Source organism: Paenibacillus terricola (assembly GCF_014779765.1).
Taxonomy (GTDB): Bacteria; Bacillota; Bacilli; order Paenibacillales; family Paenibacillaceae; genus Paenibacillus_T; species Paenibacillus_T terricola.
Map to the genome: position 1 here is coordinate 121,276 of NZ_JACXZA010000001.1, position 23,510 is coordinate 144,785.

Below are 23,510 nucleotides of genomic sequence, written 5' to 3' on the forward strand. Positions count from 1 at the left end.
CGGATATAATAAAGTTATACACTGCATACTGCAATAGCGCAAACTAGAATACTTGTGGCGAGAGGTGGAATAGAGAATGAGTCATACATATCCAATGACATGGGAGCTTGAAACCATCTATCCGGGAGGCTCCAGTTCCAAGGCTTTCAAAGAAGAGCTGGCTGGGATGGAGCGGGACATTGAGGCGTTAACCAAGTCGCTTAACGAAGCGGAGACGAGCGGTGAGCAGGATGCGTTCCAGACTCAAGCGCTGTTAACGGCATGGACGGAGGCGATTCAATCCATTACGCTTCGGCTGCGAGAATCGGATTCGTTCGTTGCTTGTCTCATGGCGCAGAACATGAAGGACGGGGCTGCGAATGGCCTCAACGATCGGGTTAAAACAATCGCCGCCCGCATGCTTGGCGCACTTACGAAATTCGATGCGAGAATCGCAGCGGTAGCGGATGACGTGTGGACGACATGGTTGACCGAGGGTCCTGCAGGAAGCGCGGCTTTTGCACTTGCGGAGCGCCGTGAAGCAACGAAAGAAAAGATGGCGCCGGAGCTTGAGGCGCTGGCCGGCGATCTGGCCGTTGACGGTTATCATGGTTGGGGCGAACTGTACAATACAATCGTTTCGAGGGCGAAGTTCATCGTGAAGGAGCAGGACGGTTCTGAGCGTATTTTGTCTGCGGGACAAATGCATAACCGTCTCTCCGCTGGCGATCGTGTCGTTCGTGAGACGGCGATGGCTGAATGGGAACGCGAATGGACCGATCTAGGCGAGCTGACAGCGGATTCGCTCAATCGACTCTCGGGCTTCCGTCTGAAGCTGTATGAACGCCGCGGCTGGTCGAATGTGCTGAAGGAGCCGCTGGCGATCAACCGGATGACCGAAGCGACACTGAACGCCATGTGGACTGCCGTTGAAGAAGGCAAACCGCAACTGGTTCGTTACTTGAAGCGCAAGGCAGAGCTGCTCGGCATCGAGAAGCTGGATTGGCACGACGTTGAAGCGCCGATCGGCAGCGCGACGAAGACCGTTCCATATGATGAGGCAGCAGACTTCATTGTTGAGCGTTTCCGTCAATTCAGTCCGGAGATGGCGGACTTCGCACAGATGGCGTTCCGCGATGGATGGATTGAGGCGGAGGATCGTGCTGGCAAACGTCCAGGCGGCTTCTGCACTTCGCTGCCGAAGTCGGAGCAAACACGTATCTTCATGACGTATTCCGGTACGGCATCGAACGTATCGACGCTCGCGCATGAGCTGGGGCATGCTTATCACCAGCATGTGATGAACGATCTGCCGCCGCTTGCACAGGACTATGCGATGAACGTTGCAGAGACGGCATCGACATTCGCGGAGATGCTCGTCTCTGATGCTGCTGTGAAGCTGACGGATGACGCAGAGGAGAAGCTGGCGCTGCTGGAGGATAAGATCCAGCGTGCAGTCGCATTCTTCATGAACATTCATGCTCGCTTCCTGTTCGAGACGCGTTTCTATGCCAAGCGCCGCGAGGGGCTTGTTACGGCAGAAGAGTTGTCTGAGCTGATGGAAACCGCGCAGCGCGAGGCGTTCTCGGATCAGCTTGGAGCGGTACATCCGAGCTTCTGGGCGTCGAAGCTGCATTTTTACCTGACGGATGTGCCGTTCTACAATTTCCCGTACACGTTTGGCTTCTTGTTCAGCAGTGGCATCTATGCGCGTGCGCAGCAGGAAGGTCCTGCATTCGCAGACCGGTACGTTGCACTGCTGCGTGACACGGGCCGGATGACAGTAGAGGAGCTTGCACGTAAACATCTGGGTGTCGATCTGGAGCAGCCAGACTTCTGGCGTGATGCGGTAGCGTTGACGACAGAGGATGTGGAACAATTTTTGTCCATGACGGCTGCTCGGTAGGGACATACCAGCAGAGTGCTGCATATGCTATAACATGAACGACGACGAGCAAGGGCCGCTTTCGTATCGAACGAGAGCGGCCCTTGCTTTGCTGTGCTTTTGGAGCTGGCGAAGAGGTGTTAGTTGATGAACGTATTGCGAACCCGCTTAGAACGGATGAAATAGCCGATCCAGAGACCCGAAATAATGGCGCTGATCACGAGACCGGTAACGAGACTTGTTTGGGTGATCGGCACGTCAGTTGCCGTATCGAGATTATCGATTTGCATAACAAGAATGAAGTTGATGGCAGAGAAAAGGAACGAAACCGCATAGTACGTGATCATCAGCTTCGGCAAATACTGCTTCTTCCGATAGAAAGAGATGAGCGTGAACAGAACAAACAGGGTGAACACAGAGTAGAAAGCAAGCTGCGTAATGAGAATTGGCTTCCATAGTGAATCGTAGGAGGCTGAAGCCGAATCGGTGAGCTTATCCCATGTTGTTGAATTGAAGATGCCATTGCCGATAACCTGAATGATATCGCTCAGCAGGGAGTAGATAAGGCCGATCTGGATAAGTATGAGCCATCCGCCAAGGCCCGAAATCTGACGAGAGACGGCAGATTCATTGGCATTAACCTCTGAGAATCCTCCGAAGCTAGGCTGATTGTCTGTGTTATTCGTTGGATTAGACATTGCCGACACATCCTTCATTAAGATAGAATTATATGGATATTATGGTTTGGCGATGATAGATATTCGATCTTACATAAGAAAATCCTTCCAATTATAGATTAAACTTTGATAAAAAACATGTCTCGAAGGAGAATTCTTTTAATGGTGATGGAGATGCCTCTCGATTATGAGCGTTTGAAACAGCAGGCTTATCGGTATTGCCTCAACATTACAGCTGATCGTTGGGAGACTGAAGATCTCGCGCAAGAAGTGCTGCTTCGGATCGTGCGTGCATGTGAGAGCAATAGGTCACGAACAATCTCGAATGCTTATATCTACCGAATTGCAAGCAATGCTTGGAAGGACAAGTTGAAATCCGATAAGCGTCATCTCCATGTATCAGATGAGGCGTTAGCTTCACATGCTGCGGCGGATGACAGCCTGACTGCAAGAGAACTGCTTGAAACGCTGGCGCATCGGTTATCCCCGCGAGCGATGGTTATTGTGCTGCTGATGGATGTGTTCGCCTTCACCGCCAGAGAGACGGCTGAATTTCTGCGTTCTGCAGAAGGCACCATTCAGGTGACGCTTGGACGGGCACGTGTCAGACTGAAGAAGCTGGCGCAGTTGGCTGCAGCGGGACAAGAGCCGATAAGCCGGCCGGAGGACCTGTGCGGACCAGATCATCACGGGCACTTTGACCTCGACAAGCTCGTAGATGCTTTCAAACGGCGAGACGCTAAGGCGATATGCACCGCCTATCTTGCTCTCGTTAAACAGAAGATTATCATCAGCAAGCTAATGACGGTCAATGGCAGGCTTGCCTTCTATATGGAGGATCCCGATGGCAATCGGTTTATGATTACGGAACCGGGAATTTAGTGAATTTTTGGGTAGTTAACACTCGTGCTACCTCACCTCGAGCTCGGAGCTCCATGAGATGCAGAACATGGTTTAAGTGGTTTTTCGTACAAATCACCGCAATAGAAGACCAATGCTCGCCAGCTTGTACGATTTTTCGTACAAAGTCATCGCAAAGAAGACCAAAACTAGCCCGCTTGTACGATATTTCGTACAAATCACCGCAATAGAAGACCAATGCTTGCCAGTTTGTACGATATTTCGTACAAAGCACCGCAATAGAAGACACATGCTTGCCTGCTTGTACGATTTTTCGTACAAATCATAGCAATAGAGGACTAATGCCAGCCTATTTGTACGATTTTTCATACAAAGTCATCGCAATAGAAGACACATGCCTGCCAGTTTGTACGATTTTTCGTACAAACTTCTTTTTGCACTTCGGGCAGGACTTAGCGTATCTAATAGAACGCTGCGTCGTTCATTAGAGGCTTAACCCAACTAGCGGATAAGAGAGGTACATCGTGATGGGGAAAACACCGTTCTACGGCGTCGGGATTTGCGTCCCGGTCAGCGATTTGAAGCGTTCTACCGAATGGTACACGACAATGCTCGGGTTTGAAGTGACGTTCTACGATGAGCCCAAAGCCGCTGTTATGATGATGAACGATGAGAAGATTACGTTCTGCCTCGTGCAAGCCTATGACATCAAGCAACCAAGATTCTCGCGCAATGATTACGGAGTCGGCCAATATTACATCTTCCACACGAAGGATGTACAGGGGGTTCATCGTTTACTTCAGGAGAAGGGGGCTAACGTCGGAGATATTCATGATCACGACGGCATTCAGGGTTTCTCGCTAATCGACCCTGACGGCAATCTGTATGGCGTGGTGAATTAGTAAGTAGTGTGAGATCACACTACAGCGAAAGCCCCATGAGAAGGCCACTTGAATCGTGATCTTTAATGGGGTTATCTTATGTGTGAATTGGTAAAAAATGAAACCTTTGTCTTTTTCAACTCGTTTGAAATTAAGAGTGTCATAAACCGATAAGGCGGGGGTGTCTACCTTGAAGAGATGTGGACGAATCATAGTAATCCTATTTATCTTTACTGCTGTATTAGTTGGTTGTGATCAATCAGAGCCTGTCGCAGCACCAGCACCAAGCAACATTGAAGCACCTAGCGCCAAACCTAGCGAAGAACTCTCCGATTTGCAAAATGAAATAATTTCCTTGAAGCAGCAGTTGAAGGAGAAGGACGAGCAGATTGAGAAGCTTCAGGAAACGGTCAATTCGACGTTGTCTGTGGTCGATCATCTATCCATCCTGCAAGAAAAGGAAGCCTCCTTATTCCAAGCGGCCAAATCCGTCTCCAAACAAAACTTCCCGATTCTATTGGACTACGGCGATCCCGTTCGCAAGGAAATTCTGAGCAGCATCGACTACGATTCATTAGATATTAGCGATAATGAACTGCTCCTATATGCTGCCCTGGGCATTGAAGGCGAAGAGATAGACATCTCCCAACCCGTTCAAGTATCTCTCCTTGATTACATAAATGATGAATCGACAGAAGCTATTTCATTCTCCAAAGAGTTATCTCTCACGCTGGAACATCAAAACGGCAAATGGGTCGTCACCTTCTCCCCCCGAGCTTTTAAGTAATTAACTAACTAATCACAGAACAGCAGAGGGAAATCAAAACCCTCTGCTGTTCCAAGTTTAATATATTTTTTGCCTTTGTTCGGCGATCCCTAATCGATAAACGAAGTGAATGAATGTTTCTGGAGAAGCGTCAGCGTTCGCCTTTGTGTCCGGGTTGTTTCCTTTTCTGAACCTATGTAATCAGAACAACCTGGACACAACAGCGATCGTAAGAAATATTCATTTACGCAGTGACCTCCGATTAGGTCGTCCGTCACAAAGGCAAATCCCGCCGACTGAAGGCAATAATGCCCCCGACGTAACATGCCAGACCAATTAGCAGCAGAACGACCGATGCCACCACCGGGTCTCCGCCACCCGCCGCAATCGCGCCCGGCCTGTACAGCGAGAAGATCGATACATACTTCAGCCACTCGACGCTGTCGCTCACCTTGGCGATCATATCAAGCCCGAACATGCCGAATACGATCGTGCCCGAAGTGCCAAGCGCCTTCTTCTCATCGTTCATAACCGCAGAGATAAGGAATGAGATGCCGCCTACCGCCGTGAACAGCATCCATGCTACAAGGTTGAGCCGAATGAAGCGGGAGCCGTCGAACTCGAATTTGTCGCCGATGAACCAAGCGTTGCCAAGAAATCCTGACGCCGTAGTGACCAACATAATGATCAACAGCCCGACCGCCACCACAGCAGCCTGCGTCGTTGCGACATGTCGTCGAGTCGTAGGCGTGGAGAGCAGATAAGCCATCGAACCCTGATCGACTAGTCTAGCCAGCAGCGCAATCGAAACCATGAGCGAGAAGATTGAGAGAAGAATCGGAAGAATGAGTCCGTAATATTCGCCGGAGATAAAAGCCTCCATGCTGCCGAAGCCGCCTTGAATGTTGAACGCATTAACGACGCCTTCCGGCATCGATTTAAGCAGATCATTAAGCGCGTCCGTATTCGCGGCCATACCGGGATAGAGCCAGAACATAAGCAGAATATAGAAAGCCGAGCCGAAGGCATAGTTGCTGATGCCTTTCATATTGGTCCTCATCATTTGCTTGAACAGCGGCGCATTCATCGTGCGTTATCCCTCCGATCATAGTAATGCATGAAGACCTGCTCGAGATTCTGGGCGGTAATATCGAGGGAACGTATGTGATACTTCGAGGCTTCCTGAATCAGTTCATTATAATTACCCTGTACGGCAACCGTAACCGAGCGATCATCGCGAGACTCAACTGGAATCTGACCATTCTGAGCAAAATGCTCCGCATCCTCCGCACGCTCGAACACGATGACAACAAGCTTGCGCTGCAGCGATTGAAGCTCATGAATGTCGTTGACGGCGACGATACGGCCGTCCTTGATGATCGCGGCGCGGTCGCAAGTCCGCTCGATCTCTGGGAAGCTGTGATAGGACATCAGGAAGGTCGTTCCTTTCGCTTTCTCCTCGAGCACCAGATCGATGAACGTCTGCTGCATGAGTGGATCAAGGCCGGACGTTGGCTCGTCCAGAATGACCAGGGCAGGATCGTGCATGAACGCGGCGACGATGCCAACCTTCTGTTTCATGCCCTTGGACATTTTGCGAATCGGTGTCGTGTCGTCGAACTGCAGCCTTTCGATTAATCGAGCTCGCTTGTCGGATGAATCGCCCCGCTGCATGGCAGCTATAAACGAGAGAAAGCTTCTGCCTGTCATCCCTTCAATGAAGGCAATCTCACCGGGCAGATAACCGACCATCCGCTGCACAGCACCTTGCTCCTTCCAGCAATCCAGGCCATTAATCGTGGCGCGGCCGCGGTCTGGCTTCATGAAGCCCATAATGTGCCGAATCGTCGTTGATTTGCCTGCGCCGTTCGGTCCTAGAAAGCCGAACACTTCACCTTGCTTCACCGTGAACGAAACGTCTACAATGCCTCGTCCGCTGGCGAACTGCTTCGTCAGACCCTCAACGATTAGCATACTCCTGCCGCCTCCCACATCCGTAATGTAGTTCAAAAAGTAAGCAGTGACTTCCGGTTCTCATGTAGCACAACACTTACGCTCCGATCCTCATTCCCCGCTTGATCCAACCTTCTTGGTGCTGAAAACGCACTTTCTAACATGCACTAGAATGTTCTAGATATGAAATATTTTATTGTTTTATTTCATAACATATGATAGTTTTAGCAATTGAAGAAGTCAATGGATTATGAAATATAGATAAGCTTGTATTTCATAACCTCCGAGATCAGGCAGATAGGAGGGCATAATGAACGGATTCGAGAGACGAAAGTCTGCGATTAAAGAGAAGATCATGAACACGGTATTGGAGATGCTCCGAACCTGCGAACCGCGGAATATTCGGATTGCAGATATTGCAGCGGCGGCGGATGTTTCTCAGGTCACGATCTATAACTATTTTGGCAATAAGGATGCGCTTGTTCGTGAATCGATCAGAAAGTACATGAACTCGAATTATGCCCGATTCGAGCAGTTTATGAACGGCAATCCGACGCTGAAGGAAATTGTTCAATACACGATCAAGTTGGATAAAGAGACGTTCGAGACGTATTCGCCGGCGATGTTTCAGCAGATGCTCACTTCCGATCCGGAGCTTGCCAGCTACATCGAAGTGCTGTACCGGGAGCAGGCGGCGCCGATGCTTGTACGCATTATTGAAGAGGGCAAGAAGAAGGGCGAGATAGCGGAGTCGATGTCGACCTCGACGATTATGGCTTACATCGGCATGCTTAAGCAGCAGTCGCACACACTGTTGGAGTTAGCGCACCAGAGCGGCAGAAGCGGCGAATTTATGGAGGAGATTATCAATCTGTTCTTCTACGGCATTCGCGGCGAGGAGCCTGGACGATCCTGATCGTAGCAATTATACGAGACAATTCATTAGTGAAGCGGGAGGATGGCAGTGAACAATCCATCTATCAACACGAGGCTGGTACTGCTCGGCCTTATTCTTGGTATGTTCTTCAGCGCGCTGGAACAGACCATTGTCGGTACGGCGATGCCTACCATCATTGCAGATTTGCAAGGCTTTGAGATTTTTGCATGGGTAACGACTGCTTATCTCATTACATCTACAGTCGTCGTGCCCATCGTCGGCAAAATGTCCGATATGTACGGCAGGCGGCTGCTCTATCTTATCGGCGCCATTATTTTCGCGGTCGGCTCCGCATTGTGTGCCACTGCGCACACTATGGAGATGCTCGTTATATTCCGCGCAGTCCAAGGGATTGGCGGAGGCATGTTGATGCCGCTGTCGCAGACGATAGTTGGCGATATCTTCACGGCTGAACAACGTGCGAAGTGGCAAGGCGTGTTTGGTGCTATTTTCGCGCTGAGCTCGGTTATTGGTCCATTCATCGGCGGCGTCATCGTTGACCACATTAGCTGGCATTGGATCTTCTTGATGAATCTGCCGTTTGGTATTTTGTGTGCGGTCCTTATTTTTATCGGTATGAAAAATGAAACAGTCAAACACAAAGGCAAGGCGAATATCGACTACTTCGGCATATTGACGTTAGTTCCGGGACTAGTGCTCCTGCTGCTCGGCCTTACATTCGCAGGAGATAAATTCGAATGGGCGTCCGCAACGAGCTATTGGGTGTTCGGCGGCGCGATTGTATTCATTCTGCTGTTCCTCTATGCAGAGAGCAAAGCGAAGGAGCCTGTGCTTGATCTGTCGCTGTTCCGCAACCGCGTCTTCGCAGTGACGAATGCTTTGGGCTTCCTGCTTGGTCTCGGCATGTTCGGCGCCATTATGTTCGTGCCGCTCTACATGCAGGGCATTCTTGGCGTTAGCCCAACGAGAGCAGGTTCGACGATGACGCCGATGATGATTGCGCTTATCGTCTCCAGCGTTATTGGCGGCCAGCTGCTGCTTCGGGTGCCGTATCGGACGGTACTCACTGCCGGTATGATCATCTCGACAGGCGGTTTCTATTTGATTAGTACGCTTGGCCTTGAATCGTCGGAATGGACGGCTTACATCTATATGGTCATTCTTGGCCTTGGCATGGGCCTTGTTATGCCAACGTTGATGATTGCCGTACAGAACGAGTACGACAAAGAGCGGCTCGGAACAGTTACGTCTGCTGCAACGTTCTTCCGTTCCATCGGGGGCACGATCGGCATGACGATTCTGAGCGTTGTGATGAACCACTCGCTCAAGTCAAACGTCGATTCGCTGGCAGCAGAGGAGCAGGCGAAGGGCAATGGCGCGGTAGTGGATGTTGTGAAGGGCATTCAAGACAGCGGCAATGACCTGTACAGTGTTATCGTTGCACCAGATCGGGCTCAGCTGCCAGAAGACTTGAAGGCCGATATTGTTCATTACATTCAGTTGGCATGGTCGAAGGCATTCACGACGGTTGGTTTATCGGGACTTATCTTCATTGCGCTAGGTATTCTCGTCGCATTGCTGGTCGGCAACAAGCGCATTCAACGCGATAGCGGCGCAGCAGCTGCAGGGAATGTAGAAGCAGGTCAGGTTAAATTGAGTAAGTAAGACTGCAAACAGTCAATGGAACGAGAGCTATTATCCAAAAGCGATTCAGGACTATTAATTCAGGAATTATGACTCATATTTAAAATCACAAAAACCGTCAATCCATTACGCAAATACTGGAGCGACGGTTTTTGTGTGCACTCGCATCCAAGCACGCAGTATCTTTACACGCCTTTGTTCCGCTACAATCCGCTTCAGGGTTCAAGATATATAAATGTGTTGCGAGTGATCGAAGGAACATCAATCGGCGGTGACTGGTGAACACGTACGAACAAAGTTTGCAGACGACTGACCGTACCTAGATACAGCGAACAATCAGCTTTGCCGCTTAGGCGGCAAGAGCGGGCACACGTTCTCAAGTAGTCAAAGCCGCGTCCTTGTGAGGAGTCCAGAGGTAAAGGTTTCCGCAAGGAAACCACATCGGGAGCATACGCTTACGACCTTTGGGGCCCTCCCTTGCAGGGAGGGTTTGGGTGGGTAGAGCGATCTATCAGTTTATTTATGACATCTCATTAATATTATTTATTACACACTATTGGATCAATGTGATATATTAAATGCAACTTAAAGAAACAACGAGATACATAATGGTGCAGAGAGGGGGAGAGCTTCATTAATCTCTCAGCAAGACAATTGGAACTGGTGCAGCTCGTGAAACAGCACGCGCCGATTACGGGCGAGCAGCTGGCGGAGATGCTTGGCGTCAGCCGCCCGACGTTGCGATCGGACTTGTCGCTGCTGGTTATGCTTGGCATGCTCGATGCGAAGCCGAAGGTCGGCTATTCGATCGGCAATGCCTACCGCACAGACAACACATCGCTCAGCCGGTTCCAGCAGCTAACAGTTGGACAAGTACAAGGCGTACCGGTCAGCGTGCCCGAAACCTACTCGGTGCATGATGCGGTCGTGACGCTGTATATGGCAAACGCGGACACGCTGCTCATCGTGAATGCGAAGCAGAAGTTCGTCGGGATTGTAACGCCGAAGGATCTGCTCAAGGTTACGCTGGGCAATCCGTCCGCAGGGACCATTCCCGTCAGCATGGTGATGACCCGCTATCCGAATATTGTTACCGCTAGGCCGGAGGACGCCGTCGCTGACGCCATCCGCAAGATGCTCACCCATCAGATCGATTGTCTCCCCGTCATCGTGCCAGATGACAACGGTGAGCCAGATATCGTTGGATGGATAACAAAGTCGAATGTTGTGCACCTCGTCGCTGAGCTGACGGCGGACACGGAATAGGAGGAGCGGCGTACGCAATGCGAGATTCTGAATGGCAGACGCAAGGAATGATTATCGTATGCTCGGATGCTGTCGGTGAAACGGCAGAGGCAGTAGCGAAGGCGACGCTCCGCCAGTTCGCATCCGATGGTGTCCGCATTAAGCGGTACGGGCATTTGCGATCCGAAGATGAGATCGTCTCGATCGTGAATGAAGCGGTGCAGTACGGCGGCTTTATTGCCTACACGCTCGTCCAGCCGGAGCTACGCGAGATGATGCGCGAAGAGACGGTAAAGCGGGGCGTACGTGCCGTCGATGTGATGGGACCGATGATGCAGGCTTATATTGATTCGTTCGGAGCGTTCCCGAAGCGGCAGCCTGGCTTGCTGCATTCAATGGACGCGAATTACTTCAGGCGGATGGAAGCCATTGAGTTCGCCGTCCGTTACGACGATGGCAAGGATGCAAGAGGGCTGTCGGAGGCGCAGATCGTGCTCGTTGGCGTATCTCGAACCTCGAAGACGCCGCTTAGCATTTTTCTATCGCACAAAGGGTACAAGGTCGCTAATCTCCCGCTGCTCCCTGAGGTGAAGCCGCCGATGGAGCTGCGTTCCGAGCCGGGCAAGCTGATCGTCGGCTTGACAATGCAGCCGGAGCGGATGCAGGAGGTTCGCGCTGAGCGCCTTAAATCGCTAGGACTCCCGCCAGCAGCCGCTTACGCATCGTACGAGCGGATTCAATCCGAAGTGGCGTATGCGCAAGGGTTGATGGAGCAGCTGGGTTGTCCGATTATCGATGTCACGAACCGTGCGATTGAAGAAACGGCAGGCATTATAATCGGCATGTTGAACGAAATGGAATGAATTAGCACTCGTTTGGAAACTAATAACATTTGCCGGAGGGATTCGAGATGGAGCGTGAGCTTGCGCTTGAATTGGTAAGGGTAACAGAGCTTGCAGCGTTGGCTGCTGCACCTTGGATGGGCCGAGGCGATAAGAATTCGGCAGACGGCGCCGCAACTGAGGCCATGCGTTCGATGTTCGATACCGTATCCATTCGCGGTACGGTCGTCATCGGGGAAGGCGAGATGGATGAAGCGCCGATGCTGTACATTGGTGAAGAAGTAGGCAGCATGCAAGGCCATGAAGTCGACGTTGCTGTTGATCCGCTCGAAGGGACCGAGATTGTTGCCAAAGGGCTCAATAATGCGATGTCCGTACTGGCTGTAGCAAACAAAGGTCAATTGCTGCATGCGCCGGACATGTACATGGAGAAGCTGGCGGTAGGTCCTGCGCTAGCGGGCAAGCTGAGCTTAAACGATCCGATTCATACAACGGTGGAGAAAGCGGCGCTTGCGCTTGGCAAGCCAATCTCAGATTTGACGGTTGTCATTCTTGATCGCGAGCGTCATGCAACGATGATCAAGGACCTGCGCAGCACGGGCGTTCGGATTAAGTTCCTGAGCGACGGCGACGTTGCGGGGGCCATTGCGCCAGCGTTCCCGGAAGCGGGAATCGATCTATACGTCGGTTCCGGCGGCGCACCGGAAGGTGTGCTTGCAGCGGCAGCGCTGAAATGCTTGGGCGGCGAGCTTCAAGGTCGCCTGATGCCTGAGAATGAGGAACAGTTCGAACGCTGCATCTCGATGGGTTTAAGCGACCCTCGCAAGCTGCTGACCGTAGATGATATGGTCGGCACAGAGGATGTTATCTTCGCTGCAACAGGCGTAACGCCAGGCGAGTTTCTCGGCGGCGTTCGGTATACAGAAGGGCAGCGGGCAGAGACGCATTCGATCGTGATGCGAGCGAAGACGCGCACGGTTCGTTTTGTGAAATCGCTCCACTATTTACCTAATAAGCCGCTGCTTCGCTCAATCTAATCGCGTCTGACACCGAATGTTCAAATTAACGTCGACAATTATGATGTTCGTTACACCCCGTCCTCCTTTCTTTGGAATATAATGGACTTAACCTTACCTACAAAACTTCAATTGGAGCTGATGGAGATGAACCGTACTTTCGTAATGGTTAAACCAGATGGTGTTGGGCGTAATTTGATCGGTGTTATTATGACGCGGTTTGAGCGTAAGGGCCTCAAGCTGACGAATGCGAAGATGATGAATATTGACCGTGAGTTGGCGGAGAAACATTATGTTGAGCATAAGGGAAAACCGTTCTTCGAAGAGCTGATCGATTTTATTATGTCTGGCCCGGTGTTCGCAATGGTATGGGAAGGGCAGGACGCTGTTAAGAACGCTCGGTCGCTTATCGGCCGCACGAATCCGTCTGAAGCCGCACCAGGTACGATCCGCGCTGACTATGCGCTGGATGTTTCGAGCAACATTGTTCATGGCTCCGATTCGGACGAAAGCGCAGAGCGGGAAATTACGAATTTCTTCGGAAAGTAGTACGCGACTGTAATTGAATATAACCATGGGAGGGTTATTGGATGAAGTTCTTTCTCGATACGGCGAATGTGGATGAAATCAAACGAATTGCTAAACTGGGCTTGGCGGATGGGGTAACGACGAATCCGTCGCTGATTGCCAAGGAAGGCCGGGATTTCAAGACGGTTATTCAAGAGATTTGCTCGATCGTCTCGGGTCCTGTAAGCGCGGAGGTTATCGGTACGAAGGCGGAGGACATGCTGAAGGAAGCTTACGAGATTGCACAGTGGGCGCCGAATGTTGTCATCAAGCTGCCGATGACGGAAGATGGGCTGTATGCATGCCACGAATTGACGCAGAATGGCATCAAGACGAATGTGACGCTTATCTTCTCCGTTGCGCAAGGTCTCATGGCGGCCAAAGCTGGCGCTACTTACATTAGTCCTTTCGTTGGCCGTCTCGACGACATCGGCGTTGAAGGCATGAAGCTCATTCGCGAGCTGCGTACGGTCATTGATAACTATGGCTATAAGTCGGAAATTATCGTGGCAAGCATTCGTGGCATTGCCCATGTGGAGCAGGCTGCAATCGCAGGCGCACACATCGGCACGATTCCAGGCTCGTTGCTGCCTTCGCTGTGGAAGCATCCGCTGACAGATATCGGGATCGAGAAGTTCCTTGCCGACTGGGGCAAAATGAAGCAATAACCCTTTCCTAAATAATAGACATTACACGGCCAGATGACGCCTATAGGGCGCTGTCTGGCCGTGTTTTTGTGCTGCGCACCAATAATAGATTCTCTAAGTAAATCGTAAAGTAGCCTGCTACTCTCGCGATTGTAAGCGTTTTACAATAGACGAGGAATCAAATCTATAGGGAAGGAGTTCGGAACGAATATTGGATCAACTACCATTCAGAATGAAGAGAGGGTGTTAACATTGATGAGAAGATTCAAATGGTTGTCGATGCTGCAAAGTTTGGTTCTATTAGCTGTAGTCGCATTGCCGTTCATAGGAACGCAAACCGCAAGCGCGGCAAGCCAGACGCTGAACAATGATGTGTTCTGGAAGGACACATCCGGCAACCCGATCTATTCGCAAGGCGGCAATATTCTTAAGGTCGGCAGCACGTATTATTGGTACGGCGTCAAATACAATGGCGCGGTTACGTACTATAACAACCCAAGCGCGAAGAACAGCGATACCAGCTTCGCGGCTGTAACCTGCTATTCTTCTACCGACCTTGTGAATTGGACGTTCAGAGGCAATGTCATTACAGGTGCCACAGACGGCTCTACTTGGGATGCTGATTGGCTCGGCAGACTAGGTGTCGTGTACAACGCGAATACGCAGAAGTATGTGCTGATCACACAATATGCGGGACCTGCAGGAGGTGGAGTTGCGTTCGCAACGAGCAGTTCGCCTACGGGAACGTTTACCTTTCACCATGTACAGACTACGATTACCAACGTCGTGAATAACATGTCGGGTGACCAGTCTACCTTCGTCGATGATGATGGCAAAGCCTACTTAGTATTCAGTAACGCGAACGGCAGAAGCCATCTCTATGTCTCGCAGCTTCGTGCCTCTGATTATCTGAACATCGAGCCTGCGGTGAACGTATATAACAGCAGCGCGGGCGGACGCGAAGGCAATGCGATGTTCCACTACAATTCCTTGTATTACCTCTGTTCCTCTGATCTTCACGGATGGAATGCATCGCAGACGTATTGCGTAACGTCGAGCTCCATTCAAGGTGCATATTCTGGCGAGTTCGTCATGAGTGGAACATCGGCTGACTTCTCACATGTATCGCAAACCTCGATGTTTATTAAAGTGACAGGAACATCGGGAACGACGATTCTGTTCGGCGGAGACCGTTGGAGTGATTTTGCAGGCAACGGAATCGGCTACAATCAGTGGATGCCGCTTTCTTTCACTGGAACGGCGCCGAGAATGAATTCGCTCAGCCAGTTCAATCTCGATGCGGCAGCAGGGACGTGGAGCGTAGGCAGCGGCAATAACTATGTCATGAATCCAAGCTACGAGGCAGACCGCGTCGATCAGAATGATCTGGCTGGTTGGTTGACTTGGGATAACGTCACGGATATCCCGAACGCCAATGTATCCGGCGGAGCGCACAGCGGCAGATGGTCGGCTACGCAATATCTAGCAACGGCCTACAGCGCAAGCCGTTATCAGAACATAACAGGCCTTGCGAACGGAACATATACGTTGAAGGTATGGGTGAAGAGCAGCGGCGGACAATCGACGGCTCAGATTTTTGTGAAAAATTACGGTGGTTCGGAGCTCGATGCCGCGATCAATTCGTCGATCGGCAACTGGACGCAGGTGACGATTCCGAATATCCAAGTGACGAATGGCAGCGCGCAGATCGGCGTTTATTCCGTAGCCAATGCTGGCAATTGGGTGCGCGTGGACGACTGGTCGTTTACGAAGAACTAAACTTGTACAATAGCTCCGCGACAGACAGTCGGGCAGAGGTGATCTCTGCCCGACTGTTTTTGATTGATGGTTAACGCGTTACATCAACTATTTTTAGCCCTTAAATACCTCACAACCTTCTGCTCCAACAGTCGCATGCTTGAATGAAGGATGGTTGAACTACTCTTAAACGTCCCGAAACTCGGGGCAGAAGCCATTAAGAGCTGTAAAGCGCCCTTAATCCCCTCCACTGCCAATCTAGTGAGCCGAACACTCCGAACCGAGCACCATACGATATACAAATGGGAGAACCAAACTTATCCCCCCTCCACTTACAGAAAACTAAGAAATTCATAGGTTTACCCCGTATGCAGAGCGAAATCGATCTTCTATAATGAGGTGACGAAGTCATGCGCGTGTGCAGCACACAACATCGTATACGCGACGCGATCATTCATCATAGAGCTCGATACGCAGGGGGGATTCGCTTGAAACTGTTAATCGTAGACGACGAGCGGCGTACGAGAGAACTGCTGCAGAACTATATTCCTTGGGATGCGGTCGGAATCGGTGAAGTAGAGACAGCGCGCAATGGTCTGCAAGCGTTGGAGATTGCGGAGGCGCTGCAGCCGGATATCATTCTATGTGACATCCGCATGCCGAAGATGAGCGGCATCGAATTTGCTCAAGCGTATAGAAAGACGGATCCAGACTGCCAATTGATTTTCTTAAGCGGCTTCTCGGACAAAGAATATTTGAAATCCGCCATACAATTGAAAGCGTTTACTTATATCGATAAACCCGTTAATTTGAACGAAGTCCGTGATGCAGTCGAACAGGCAGTCTGGTTGCGCCGCGAAGAGCAGAAGCGCAAGGAGGAGGAGCAGAAGCTCCAAGAAGGGTTCGACCGCAGTTTGCCCTATCTGCGACAAGAGATGGTCCGTAGGCTCATCTCCGACCCGGATTCTCCGAACGTCGTCCCTGCGCTGAAAAGCCGGGAGACGTTCCTGCTCCCCATGGATGGGCCGTTCACGGTTGTCGCGTCGAGCTTATATTGGAATCCGTCGGACCTCTCCGAGGATGCTGGAATCACGCAGCAGCGAATATTAGAGACGATCTCGGGTCATACGCGTTTCCAGGAGCTTCGGGCGCTCGCTGGCTTCGACTCCAACAATCTGCTTGTGCTTGTTATGCCAGGGACGTACGGAAGTGCATACACGGATGGACGGGCCGTCATTGAAGAGCTTCTAGCGGAGCTTCGGGCACTCGCGGGACCTTCCATCGATCTGCGAATGGGAGTCGGCAACCCGATATCCTCGCGCTCGAACATACCGGAGTCTTATCGCCTTGCTTACCAAGCTTGCGCCTATCAATATTATGGAAGCGGGGCGAAGCCAATCTTCCCGGACGCCCTCCGCAGTCACGCGCCTGTTGTGATGAATTGGGAGGAGGTTCGCCTCCTCCGTGATCATCTTCGAGTTGGGCAGGTTGACGAAGCGAAGCGAATCGTTCATGAGTGGACCGCATATGCACGGAAGCAGATGGATCTGGACATTATGAGACTGAAGGATACGTATTTCCAACTGCTCGCAGCAGCGATGGAAACGGCGGTTCAGCTTGGCCTTGCCGAGATTTCCGAGGACACGGAGCGGCGCTATATGTGGAAAGAGATTGATCGTATTCCAAGCCTCGATGCGCTGGAGCAGTATGTGCTCTCCTTTCTCGATTCGATGGCGAAGTCGGATGAAGAGATGGCGAGCGCGGGAAGCGGTAAGATTCGTGAGATCACTCGCTATATCCATGCTCATTTTCACGAGAGAGGGTTTACGATTCGTGCCATTGCCGATCACGTTCAGCTCAGCGAGACGTATCTATGCGCCTGCTTCAAGAAGCATCACAAACAGACGATCAAGGAATACATCATGGATACGAGAGTCGACAAGGCGAAGGAACTTCTAAGCGATCCGAAGGTGAAGATCATTGAGGTGGCGATGCGGGTCGGCATCTCCGATTCGAATTACTTTACGATTTTCTTCAAACGCAAAGCGGGCTGCACCCCTTCCGAATATAGGGAGCGTGCCATTCGATGAGATTAAGGTTTATACGGCCCGTTTACCTAAGCATCCGTTACAAGCTGTTCGCGACTTACGTGCTCGTCATCCTCATTCCGTTCGTGCTGCTTCTGTTCATTCACATCAACTCTACGCAGCGCGAGAATAAAGATGCGGCGGTATATTCCAGCCACAAAATACTCGACGAGACAAAAGCGTATCTGGAATACAAATCCGAGGCTATTACGGAAGTATTGAACTTCATCGCTTACAACGATCTTGTCCAGAAAGCGGTTGGAGCAGATTCTACGCCTTATCAGAACATTGATCTCTGGCATATGGATGCGCTGCAGCTGTCCAGATTGATTAATCAATTCCGATACAACGATGACATCAAGACGATCCAGATCTATATGAACCAAGGCCTTGCTGGCGCAACGGAGAATGAAGAGTTTCTGAATATGGAGAAGGTCGAGGCGCAGCCGTGGTATGTTCATTTTGCCCAGACGAACGGGGTTGTCGCTTGGCTGCCTTCGAGCAAGCTGGATGCGAACGCTGACAGTCGGGAACTGACGGTTCTGCGCAAAATACCTAACGATCACGATGTCCGTGAGTTCGTTGGTATCGTCCGGGCAAGGGTGAAGCAGGATGCGATGGAATCCGTGCTCAACCATGCGATCTTGACGCCGAATGCGTCGGCTTTCTTGTTCAACGACGAAGGCGATTTTCTCGGAAGCTCGGATCGATTCGAGTATTCGGATCAGCTTGTGAAGAACGTCAAAACGCTGTATTCCGCATCCAATGCGGTGGATACGTATTATAACGATCATTATACGATAAGCGGCAGCCGACATTTGCTTGGTGTTCAGGCGATTCCGCACACCGATATGAAAGTAGCGTTGGTCGTGCCTTATTCCGATATTCTCGAATCGACGGTCAAGGCGAGAAATCGGATTATCTCGATCTTCTTGTTCATCGTGCCGTTAATGCTGCCGCTCTCTTTCTTCGTGGCAGAGTCTGCGACGAGGCGAATTCGTCGTTTGATTGTTCATGTCCGCAAAGTGAAGCATGGACATTTTCAGCTGGCGCCTCTGCCGGTGAACGAGGACGAGATCGGGGAGCTGACTCATAATTTCAACACGATGGTCCAGAACATCTCAGGACTGATCGAGGAGCGATCCTCTCTTGGTCAAGAAGTGAAGGACAAGGAGTTGAAGGCGCTTCAGGCGCAGATCAACCCGCATTTTCTCTACAACACACTGGAGCTGATCAACGTCCTTGCTATCGAATCCGGCGCGCGTGATATTAAGCGGGTCGTCGACGAACTGACTGTTTTCTATCGGCTCAGCTTGTCCAACGGCAAGGAGTATGTGTCACTAGAGAACGAGCTGAAACATATCGAAGCGTATGTCCGGATTCAAAATATGCGGTTCGATGACAGCGTCCGTCTGGAGTTCGAGGTGCCGCGAGAGCTGTACGACTGCCAACTGCCGAAGATTCTGCTCCAGCCTCTCGTAGAGAATGCGATTCTGCATGGCATTATGGAGAAGGACAGCGAAGAAGGTGAAGTTCGCGTGTCCGCATGGACGGACAAAGGCGATCTGCTCATCGAAATCGCAGACGATGGCGTCGGCATGGACGAGGAGCGGCTCGCCGCTATTCTGCATCTTCCGGAAGGGGAAGGCACGCGGGGCGGCTATGGCGTCCGCAATATCGAAGAGCGGCTGCAGCTGTCATACGGCTTGCAATACGGCTTGAAATATTACAGCACGGAAGGCGAAGGGACACGTGTCGTGCTGCGACTGCCTGAACGGAGAGAGGAATGACGGAAGGAAGGAGGAGGCAGGTCATGAATCGAATAGGGCTGGCTATGAATCAGACAAGGCTGCGAGGCGTTCTGATGCTCGTGTTCATTCTGATTATTGTTGGGACGACGGCTTGCGGCGGCAATGAGAAGGATGCCACTCCGATCGATCCGAATCATGAGAAGGAAGTCAAGTTGGTCGGGTATTTGATCGGAGAAGCGCCTAAGGGGATGCCGCAGGTGCTTCAAGCGATTAATGAGAAGCTCAAGAGAGATATCAATGCGACGATCGAGCTTAATTATATCGGTTGGGGCGATGCCGCTTCGAAATATCCGCTAGTGCTCGCAAGCGGGCAGGACGTTGATTTTATTTTTGCAGCAGAATGGATCTACTATGTCTCGGAAGCGACCCGAGGTTCGCTCTATCCGCTTAGCCGCGAGCTGCTGGAGAAATATATGCCTCGGCATATGAAGAACATGCCGCCCGAGGCGCTGGAAGCAGCCAAAGTGAACGGCACGCCTTATATGATCCCGACATCCTCGCCGGATACGATGGTCAATGTAGCGCTGTTCCGCAAGGATGTCATGGAGAAGGCGGGAATGACGGGGATTACCAAGTTCTCTGAGATCGAACCTTATCTTGCAGAGATCAAGAAGAGCTACCCGGGAATGACGCCGCTCAATCTCGATTCTCGTTACGATCTGCCTGTTCCGTTCAGCTACCTTCTGTCCGAGAAGTTTGCTTGGTCCAGCGCGCCAATCGATTCGGGCGATCCGCTTGCAGAGGGCGTCGCCGTTGATATGGAAGACCCTACTGGTACGATGCACAGCATGATTGAAGAGCCGATGCTCGGCTATCAGAAAGAAGCTGCCCGGATCATGAAGGATTGGTATGACAAGGGTTATATCAATCGGAACCCGTATGCGAACAGTATTCGTTCGAAGGACAACTTCTGCAATGGCAAATCGGGCATTGCATTCGGCAATTCGATCGATACGCAGAATGTGTTTATGACCTGCAAGGAGCAGGGCATCGATATTTATCCATTCCCTCTGCTGTATCCTTCCGGCAAGGCATCGAAGGTAAGTTTGCTGAACAATGGGGCGGCAATTGCGTCATCTTCTAAGAATCCCGAGCGAGCGATGGAGGCCTTGGATCTGCTGATGGACGACCCTTCGTATGCGTACTTGGCTTATTACGGGATCGAGGGCATCAATTATGTGTTCACGCCAGACGGGCGTATCGGTCTGCCGGAAGGAGTCACATCAGAAACAAACACGTATCCCCCGGATGCCGCAGGCTTCTGGTTCGTGAATAAGAACCTATTCAAGCCGATGGCTAATTGGACAGACTCCTATACGGCGCTGCAAGAACAAATTAGACCGCTGGTGGAAGCCGTTCCATACCGTAACTTCTTCTTCAATTCCGCTGAGGTGAAGTCGGAGATCGCTAATATGAAGAACGTGTCCACGCAGTATGCGCAATCGATCTATATCGGAGCGGTGGATAATGTGGATGCGGCCCTCGATACACTGAGCGTCCATCTGAAGAAGGCTGGCATTGACAAGGTAAAGACGGAAGTGCAGAAGCAAGGGGACGAGTATCTAGCTCGTCAGAGCAAACGATAACGGTAGTTGAAGTTGAAGTTGAGGCCTGTCCGGGCTGAAAATCCGGGCGGGCTTTTTATTTTGGCCAATGGTCAATCATTCGTCGGCTGTTCTCCTTCACCCTTAACGGTTACCAAAGTGGCTACTCCATCCAAAATGTCTGTTTTGAGTGCGTAACGGTTGTGGGCGTGGCTATTGTGGCGCAAACGGACCAAATGTAAGCGATACGTAACCAATAAGCACTTATGCAACCCTTACATTTGCGGAAGGGGCCAATCAGAACAAATAAGCACGCCTGCAACCGTAAGAGCAACGATGCTTGTAAGCAGCGGTGCTGTGACTCCCCCTTTCTGAAAGGTTTTTTGTCAGGTGTCCAAATTACTCACCCCAAGCTTGGATTATCAAAGATAAACGTAATATAGCCGTGTGGGAAGCCGCCCTCGATTCCAGTACGATTACAGCATAGTTACTAGAGGTACTGCTAGAGGTTACTACTAGAGGCTGCACGCACTACTAGAGAATGGTTACGGAGGTTGTTGCATGAAAGATATTCGCAGGCATTGGATGCTCTACATGATGTTTCTGCCGGTTGCCGTCTACTTTATCGTATTCGCTTACATTCCGATGGCGGGCATTGTGATGGCATTCGAATCCTACACCCGTACAGGCGGCATGTTCTTCAGCAAATGGGTCGGGTTCGATAATTTCCACTATTTCTTCGCATCGGGAAAAGCATGGCTCGTCACTCGCAACACGATCGTGTACAACGTCATTTTTCTCGGCTGTTATACGGTGTTTTCGATTATCGCGGCAGTGTTCATGTCGGAGATTCGCAGCAAATTCTTCAAGAAGGTAAGCCAGACGCTTATGTTCCTGCCTTACTTTATCTCGTGGGTTACCGTCTCTGCATTCGTCTACAATTTCTTCAATTACGAGTACGGGATCGTGAACAAAATCCTGCATTACTTCGGCATGGAAGGCATCGATATTTACTCCAATACGAGCTACTGGTACTTCCTGCTTCCTTTCTTGTATGTGTGGAAATGGGTCGGTTACGGCAGCATCTTGTACCTCGCTGCAATCGTCGGGATCGACCAAGAAATCTATGAAGCAGCGACGATCGACGGAGCAACACGGTTCCAGCGCATCATGCGCATTACGCTTCCGCTGCTGAAGCCAACGATGATTATTCTCATTCTGCTGGGGCTTGGCCGCATTATGCGAGGCGAGTTCGATATGTTCTACCAGCTCATCGGCAACAACGGGCTGCTTATGGACGCCACAGATATTATCGATACGTTAGCGTTCCGTTCCTTGATGGGCTCCGCTGACTTCGGTATGGCATCGTCGGTTGGGGTGTACCAATCGGTGCTGACGCTGATCATTATCCTTACGGCCAACTGGCTTGTTCGCAAATACGACAGGGACCACGCGCTCTTCTAGAACGAGCGTTAGCGGCCCCTTCATTTCCCACAGAAAGCTGGTGTAACCATGAGCAGTTCAACTGCTGACAATCGCAAGCTCAATTCCGCTCCCGTATTCACGGCCGTTGCTTATACCGTCGTTTCGATCATCGCTCTTATTTGCCTCATACCATTCGTGGTTCTGCTGGCAGGCGCATTCTCCTCCGAGAGTTCGGTCATCAGCGATGGGTACTGGTTCTGGCCTCGCGATTTCTCGCTCGATGCGTTCAAGTTCATATTCCGCTACCCGGGCGATGTGCTCTCCGCTTACAAGGTATCGATTCTCATTGCTGTAATCGGCACGGCGCTGTCGCTTTTCTGCTCGACGATGGCCGCTTATGTGCTGGGGCGCAAAGAGCTCAAGCACCGCAACAAGCTGGCGTTCTTCCTATTCTTCACGACGTTGTTCAGCGGCGGTCTCGCGCCTTACTACATCTGGTTGAGCCGCAATCTGCACCTGAGCAATACGTATGCCGTGCTCATCTTGGTTCCGATGTTCAACGTCATGTACATTCTCATCCTGCGCAGCTTTATTTCGTCCTCCGTACCGGAGCCGCTGATTGAATCAGCGAGAATCGATGGAGCGGGAGATCTTCGGATTTTTCTCCAAATGATTCTGCCGCTCAGCAAGCCAGCACTTGCTTCGATCGGGGTGTTTACCGCTTTGGCCTATTGGAACGACTGGTGGACCGCGATGATGTTCACGACGAAGGACCCGCTCATTCCATTGCAATATTTGCTGTACAAAATGCTGTCGTCGGTCAATCTATCCTCCGCCATGTCGCAGCATGTGACGAACTTAGATGCTCCGAAGGAGACGTTCAAGCTGGCGATGACCGTTATCGCAACAGGACCGATTCTAATTGTTTTCCCGTTCGTACAGAAGTATTTTGTCAGCGGCGTCACGATCGGCGCTGTGAAAGGTTGATATAAGTTCCGCAATCATTCGGGATTTATATAGATGT

At 51.0% G+C, this 23,510-nt stretch carries 20 protein-coding genes; 17 read left to right on the forward strand and 3 right to left on the reverse strand.

Going from position 1 to position 23,510, the window contains the following annotated elements:
- The first annotated feature begins 76 nt into the window (after positions 1 to 76).
- On the forward strand, positions 77 to 1,885 hold the full coding sequence (locus tag H8B09_RS00565; RefSeq protein ID WP_191201552.1) for a M3 family oligoendopeptidase: 1,809 nt from the start codon (positions 77 to 79) through the stop codon (positions 1,883 to 1,885).
- A 119-nt stretch (positions 1,886 to 2,004) separates the two neighbouring features.
- Here the strand turns inward: H8B09_RS00565 and H8B09_RS00570 are convergent, their stop codons facing one another.
- Positions 2,005 to 2,562, reverse strand: a complete 558-nt coding sequence (locus H8B09_RS00570) for a DUF2569 domain-containing protein (RefSeq protein ID WP_191201553.1) — start codon at positions 2,560 to 2,562, stop codon at positions 2,005 to 2,007.
- 141 nt (positions 2,563 to 2,703) lie between these two features.
- On the opposite strand from H8B09_RS00570, the gene H8B09_RS00575 reads away from it, so the two are divergent.
- From H8B09_RS00575 to H8B09_RS00585, 3 genes are all read left to right on the forward strand, one after another.
- Positions 2,704 to 3,423, forward strand: a complete 720-nt coding sequence (locus tag H8B09_RS00575) for an RNA polymerase sigma factor (protein WP_224753181.1) — start codon at positions 2,704 to 2,706, stop codon at positions 3,421 to 3,423.
- Between the two features lie 506 nt (positions 3,424 to 3,929).
- The gene (locus tag H8B09_RS00580; RefSeq protein ID WP_191201554.1) at positions 3,930 to 4,304 is read left to right on the forward strand and encodes a VOC family protein; all 375 of its coding nucleotides are present in this window, start codon (positions 3,930 to 3,932) and stop codon (positions 4,302 to 4,304) included.
- Between the two features lie 169 nt (positions 4,305 to 4,473).
- Positions 4,474 to 5,070, forward strand: a complete 597-nt coding sequence (locus H8B09_RS00585) for a hypothetical protein (protein WP_224753182.1) — start codon at positions 4,474 to 4,476, stop codon at positions 5,068 to 5,070.
- 253 nt (positions 5,071 to 5,323) lie between these two features.
- Here H8B09_RS00585 and H8B09_RS00590 read toward each other — a convergent pair whose 3' ends face one another.
- Both H8B09_RS00590 and H8B09_RS00595 read right to left on the reverse strand, forming a co-directional pair.
- Complete coding sequence (locus tag H8B09_RS00590; protein WP_191201556.1) at positions 5,324 to 6,136, reverse strand: ABC transporter permease subunit; 813 nt, start codon at positions 6,134 to 6,136, stop codon at positions 5,324 to 5,326.
- Entirely contained in the window at positions 6,133 to 7,023 is an 891-nt protein-coding gene (locus H8B09_RS00595; protein ID WP_191201557.1) for an ABC transporter ATP-binding protein, read from the reverse strand. Before H8B09_RS00595 ends, H8B09_RS00590 begins: the two co-directional genes overlap by 4 nt.
- Positions 7,024 to 7,312: 289 nt before the next feature.
- Between H8B09_RS00595 and H8B09_RS00600 the strand changes: the two genes are divergently transcribed.
- The 13 genes from H8B09_RS00600 to H8B09_RS00660 all read left to right on the forward strand — a co-directional run bounded on the left by H8B09_RS00600 (position 7,313) and on the right by H8B09_RS00660 (position 23,473).
- On the forward strand, positions 7,313 to 7,918 hold the full coding sequence (locus H8B09_RS00600) for a TetR/AcrR family transcriptional regulator (RefSeq protein WP_191201558.1): 606 nt from the start codon (positions 7,313 to 7,315) through the stop codon (positions 7,916 to 7,918).
- Between the two features lie 42 nt (positions 7,919 to 7,960).
- The gene (locus H8B09_RS00605; RefSeq protein WP_191201559.1) at positions 7,961 to 9,565 is read left to right on the forward strand and encodes an MDR family MFS transporter; all 1,605 of its coding nucleotides are present in this window, start codon (positions 7,961 to 7,963) and stop codon (positions 9,563 to 9,565) included.
- Positions 9,566 to 10,198: 633 nt separating this feature from the next.
- On the forward strand, positions 10,199 to 10,810 hold the full coding sequence (locus H8B09_RS00610) for a helix-turn-helix transcriptional regulator (RefSeq protein ID WP_191201560.1): 612 nt from the start codon (positions 10,199 to 10,201) through the stop codon (positions 10,808 to 10,810).
- Between the two features lie 17 nt (positions 10,811 to 10,827).
- Complete coding sequence (locus H8B09_RS00615; RefSeq protein WP_191201561.1) at positions 10,828 to 11,652, forward strand: pyruvate, water dikinase regulatory protein; 825 nt, start codon at positions 10,828 to 10,830, stop codon at positions 11,650 to 11,652.
- 47 nt (positions 11,653 to 11,699) lie between these two features.
- Positions 11,700 to 12,668: a class II fructose-bisphosphatase gene (gene glpX, locus H8B09_RS00620; protein WP_191201562.1), complete on the forward strand. Its 969-nt coding sequence runs from the start codon at positions 11,700 to 11,702 to the stop codon at positions 12,666 to 12,668.
- Positions 12,669 to 12,794: 126 nt separating this feature from the next.
- Entirely contained in the window at positions 12,795 to 13,196 is a 402-nt protein-coding gene (gene ndk, locus H8B09_RS00625; protein ID WP_191201563.1) for a nucleoside-diphosphate kinase, read from the forward strand.
- A gap of 41 nt (positions 13,197 to 13,237) precedes the next feature.
- Positions 13,238 to 13,882, forward strand: coding sequence for a fructose-6-phosphate aldolase (gene fsa / locus H8B09_RS00630; protein WP_191201564.1), 645 nt, complete (start codon positions 13,238 to 13,240; stop codon positions 13,880 to 13,882).
- A 234-nt stretch (positions 13,883 to 14,116) separates the two neighbouring features.
- The gene (locus H8B09_RS00635; RefSeq protein WP_191201565.1) at positions 14,117 to 15,640 is read left to right on the forward strand and encodes a family 43 glycosylhydrolase; all 1,524 of its coding nucleotides are present in this window, start codon (positions 14,117 to 14,119) and stop codon (positions 15,638 to 15,640) included.
- Between the two features lie 467 nt (positions 15,641 to 16,107).
- Positions 16,108 to 17,709, forward strand: a complete 1,602-nt coding sequence (locus H8B09_RS00640; protein WP_191201566.1) for a response regulator — start codon at positions 16,108 to 16,110, stop codon at positions 17,707 to 17,709.
- A complete protein-coding gene (locus H8B09_RS00645; protein ID WP_191201567.1) occupies positions 17,706 to 19,496 on the forward strand; it encodes a sensor histidine kinase in 1,791 nt (596 codons plus the stop codon). The genes H8B09_RS00640 and H8B09_RS00645 overlap by 4 nt, the downstream gene beginning before the upstream one ends.
- Before the next feature lie 23 nt (positions 19,497 to 19,519).
- Entirely contained in the window at positions 19,520 to 21,103 is a 1,584-nt protein-coding gene (locus H8B09_RS00650; protein WP_224753183.1) for an ABC transporter substrate-binding protein, read from the forward strand.
- 519 nt (positions 21,104 to 21,622) lie between these two features.
- A complete protein-coding gene (locus H8B09_RS00655; RefSeq protein ID WP_191201568.1) occupies positions 21,623 to 22,525 on the forward strand; it encodes an ABC transporter permease in 903 nt (300 codons plus the stop codon).
- Positions 22,526 to 22,573: 48 nt separating this feature from the next.
- Complete coding sequence (locus H8B09_RS00660) at positions 22,574 to 23,473, forward strand: carbohydrate ABC transporter permease (protein ID WP_191201569.1); 900 nt, start codon at positions 22,574 to 22,576, stop codon at positions 23,471 to 23,473.
- Positions 23,474 to 23,510 lie beyond the last annotated feature (37 nt).

Bases quoted from the DNA above. Each gene is read 5' to 3' on its own strand.
- H8B09_RS00595 (WP_191201557.1), bottom strand. From the start codon at position 7,023: ATGCTAATCGTTGAGGGTCTGACGAAGCAGTTCGCCAGCGGACGAGGC.
- H8B09_RS00590 (WP_191201556.1), bottom strand. From the start codon at position 6,136: ATGAATGCGCCGCTGTTCAAGCAAATGATGAGGACCAATATGAAAGGC.
- H8B09_RS00565 (WP_191201552.1), top strand. From the start codon at position 77: ATGAGTCATACATATCCAATGACATGGGAGCTTGAAACCATCTATCCG.
- H8B09_RS00645 (WP_191201567.1), top strand. From the start codon at position 17,706: ATGAGATTAAGGTTTATACGGCCCGTTTACCTAAGCATCCGTTACAAG.
- H8B09_RS00600 (WP_191201558.1), top strand. From the start codon at position 7,313: ATGAACGGATTCGAGAGACGAAAGTCTGCGATTAAAGAGAAGATCATG.
- H8B09_RS00655 (WP_191201568.1), top strand. From the start codon at position 21,623: ATGAAAGATATTCGCAGGCATTGGATGCTCTACATGATGTTTCTGCCG.
- H8B09_RS00650 (WP_224753183.1), top strand. From the start codon at position 19,520: ATGAATCGAATAGGGCTGGCTATGAATCAGACAAGGCTGCGAGGCGTT.
- ndk (WP_191201563.1), top strand. From the start codon at position 12,795: ATGAACCGTACTTTCGTAATGGTTAAACCAGATGGTGTTGGGCGTAAT.
- H8B09_RS00580 (WP_191201554.1), top strand. From the start codon at position 3,930: ATGGGGAAAACACCGTTCTACGGCGTCGGGATTTGCGTCCCGGTCAGC.
- H8B09_RS00660 (WP_191201569.1), top strand. From the start codon at position 22,574: ATGAGCAGTTCAACTGCTGACAATCGCAAGCTCAATTCCGCTCCCGTA.
- H8B09_RS00615 (WP_191201561.1), top strand. From the start codon at position 10,828: ATGCGAGATTCTGAATGGCAGACGCAAGGAATGATTATCGTATGCTCG.
- H8B09_RS00605 (WP_191201559.1), top strand. From the start codon at position 7,961: ATGGCAGTGAACAATCCATCTATCAACACGAGGCTGGTACTGCTCGGC.
- H8B09_RS00635 (WP_191201565.1), top strand. From the start codon at position 14,117: ATGAGAAGATTCAAATGGTTGTCGATGCTGCAAAGTTTGGTTCTATTA.
- H8B09_RS00575 (WP_224753181.1), top strand. From the start codon at position 2,704: ATGGTGATGGAGATGCCTCTCGATTATGAGCGTTTGAAACAGCAGGCT.
- H8B09_RS00570 (WP_191201553.1), bottom strand. From the start codon at position 2,562: ATGTCTAATCCAACGAATAACACAGACAATCAGCCTAGCTTCGGAGGA.
- glpX (WP_191201562.1), top strand. From the start codon at position 11,700: ATGGAGCGTGAGCTTGCGCTTGAATTGGTAAGGGTAACAGAGCTTGCA.
- fsa (WP_191201564.1), top strand. From the start codon at position 13,238: ATGAAGTTCTTTCTCGATACGGCGAATGTGGATGAAATCAAACGAATT.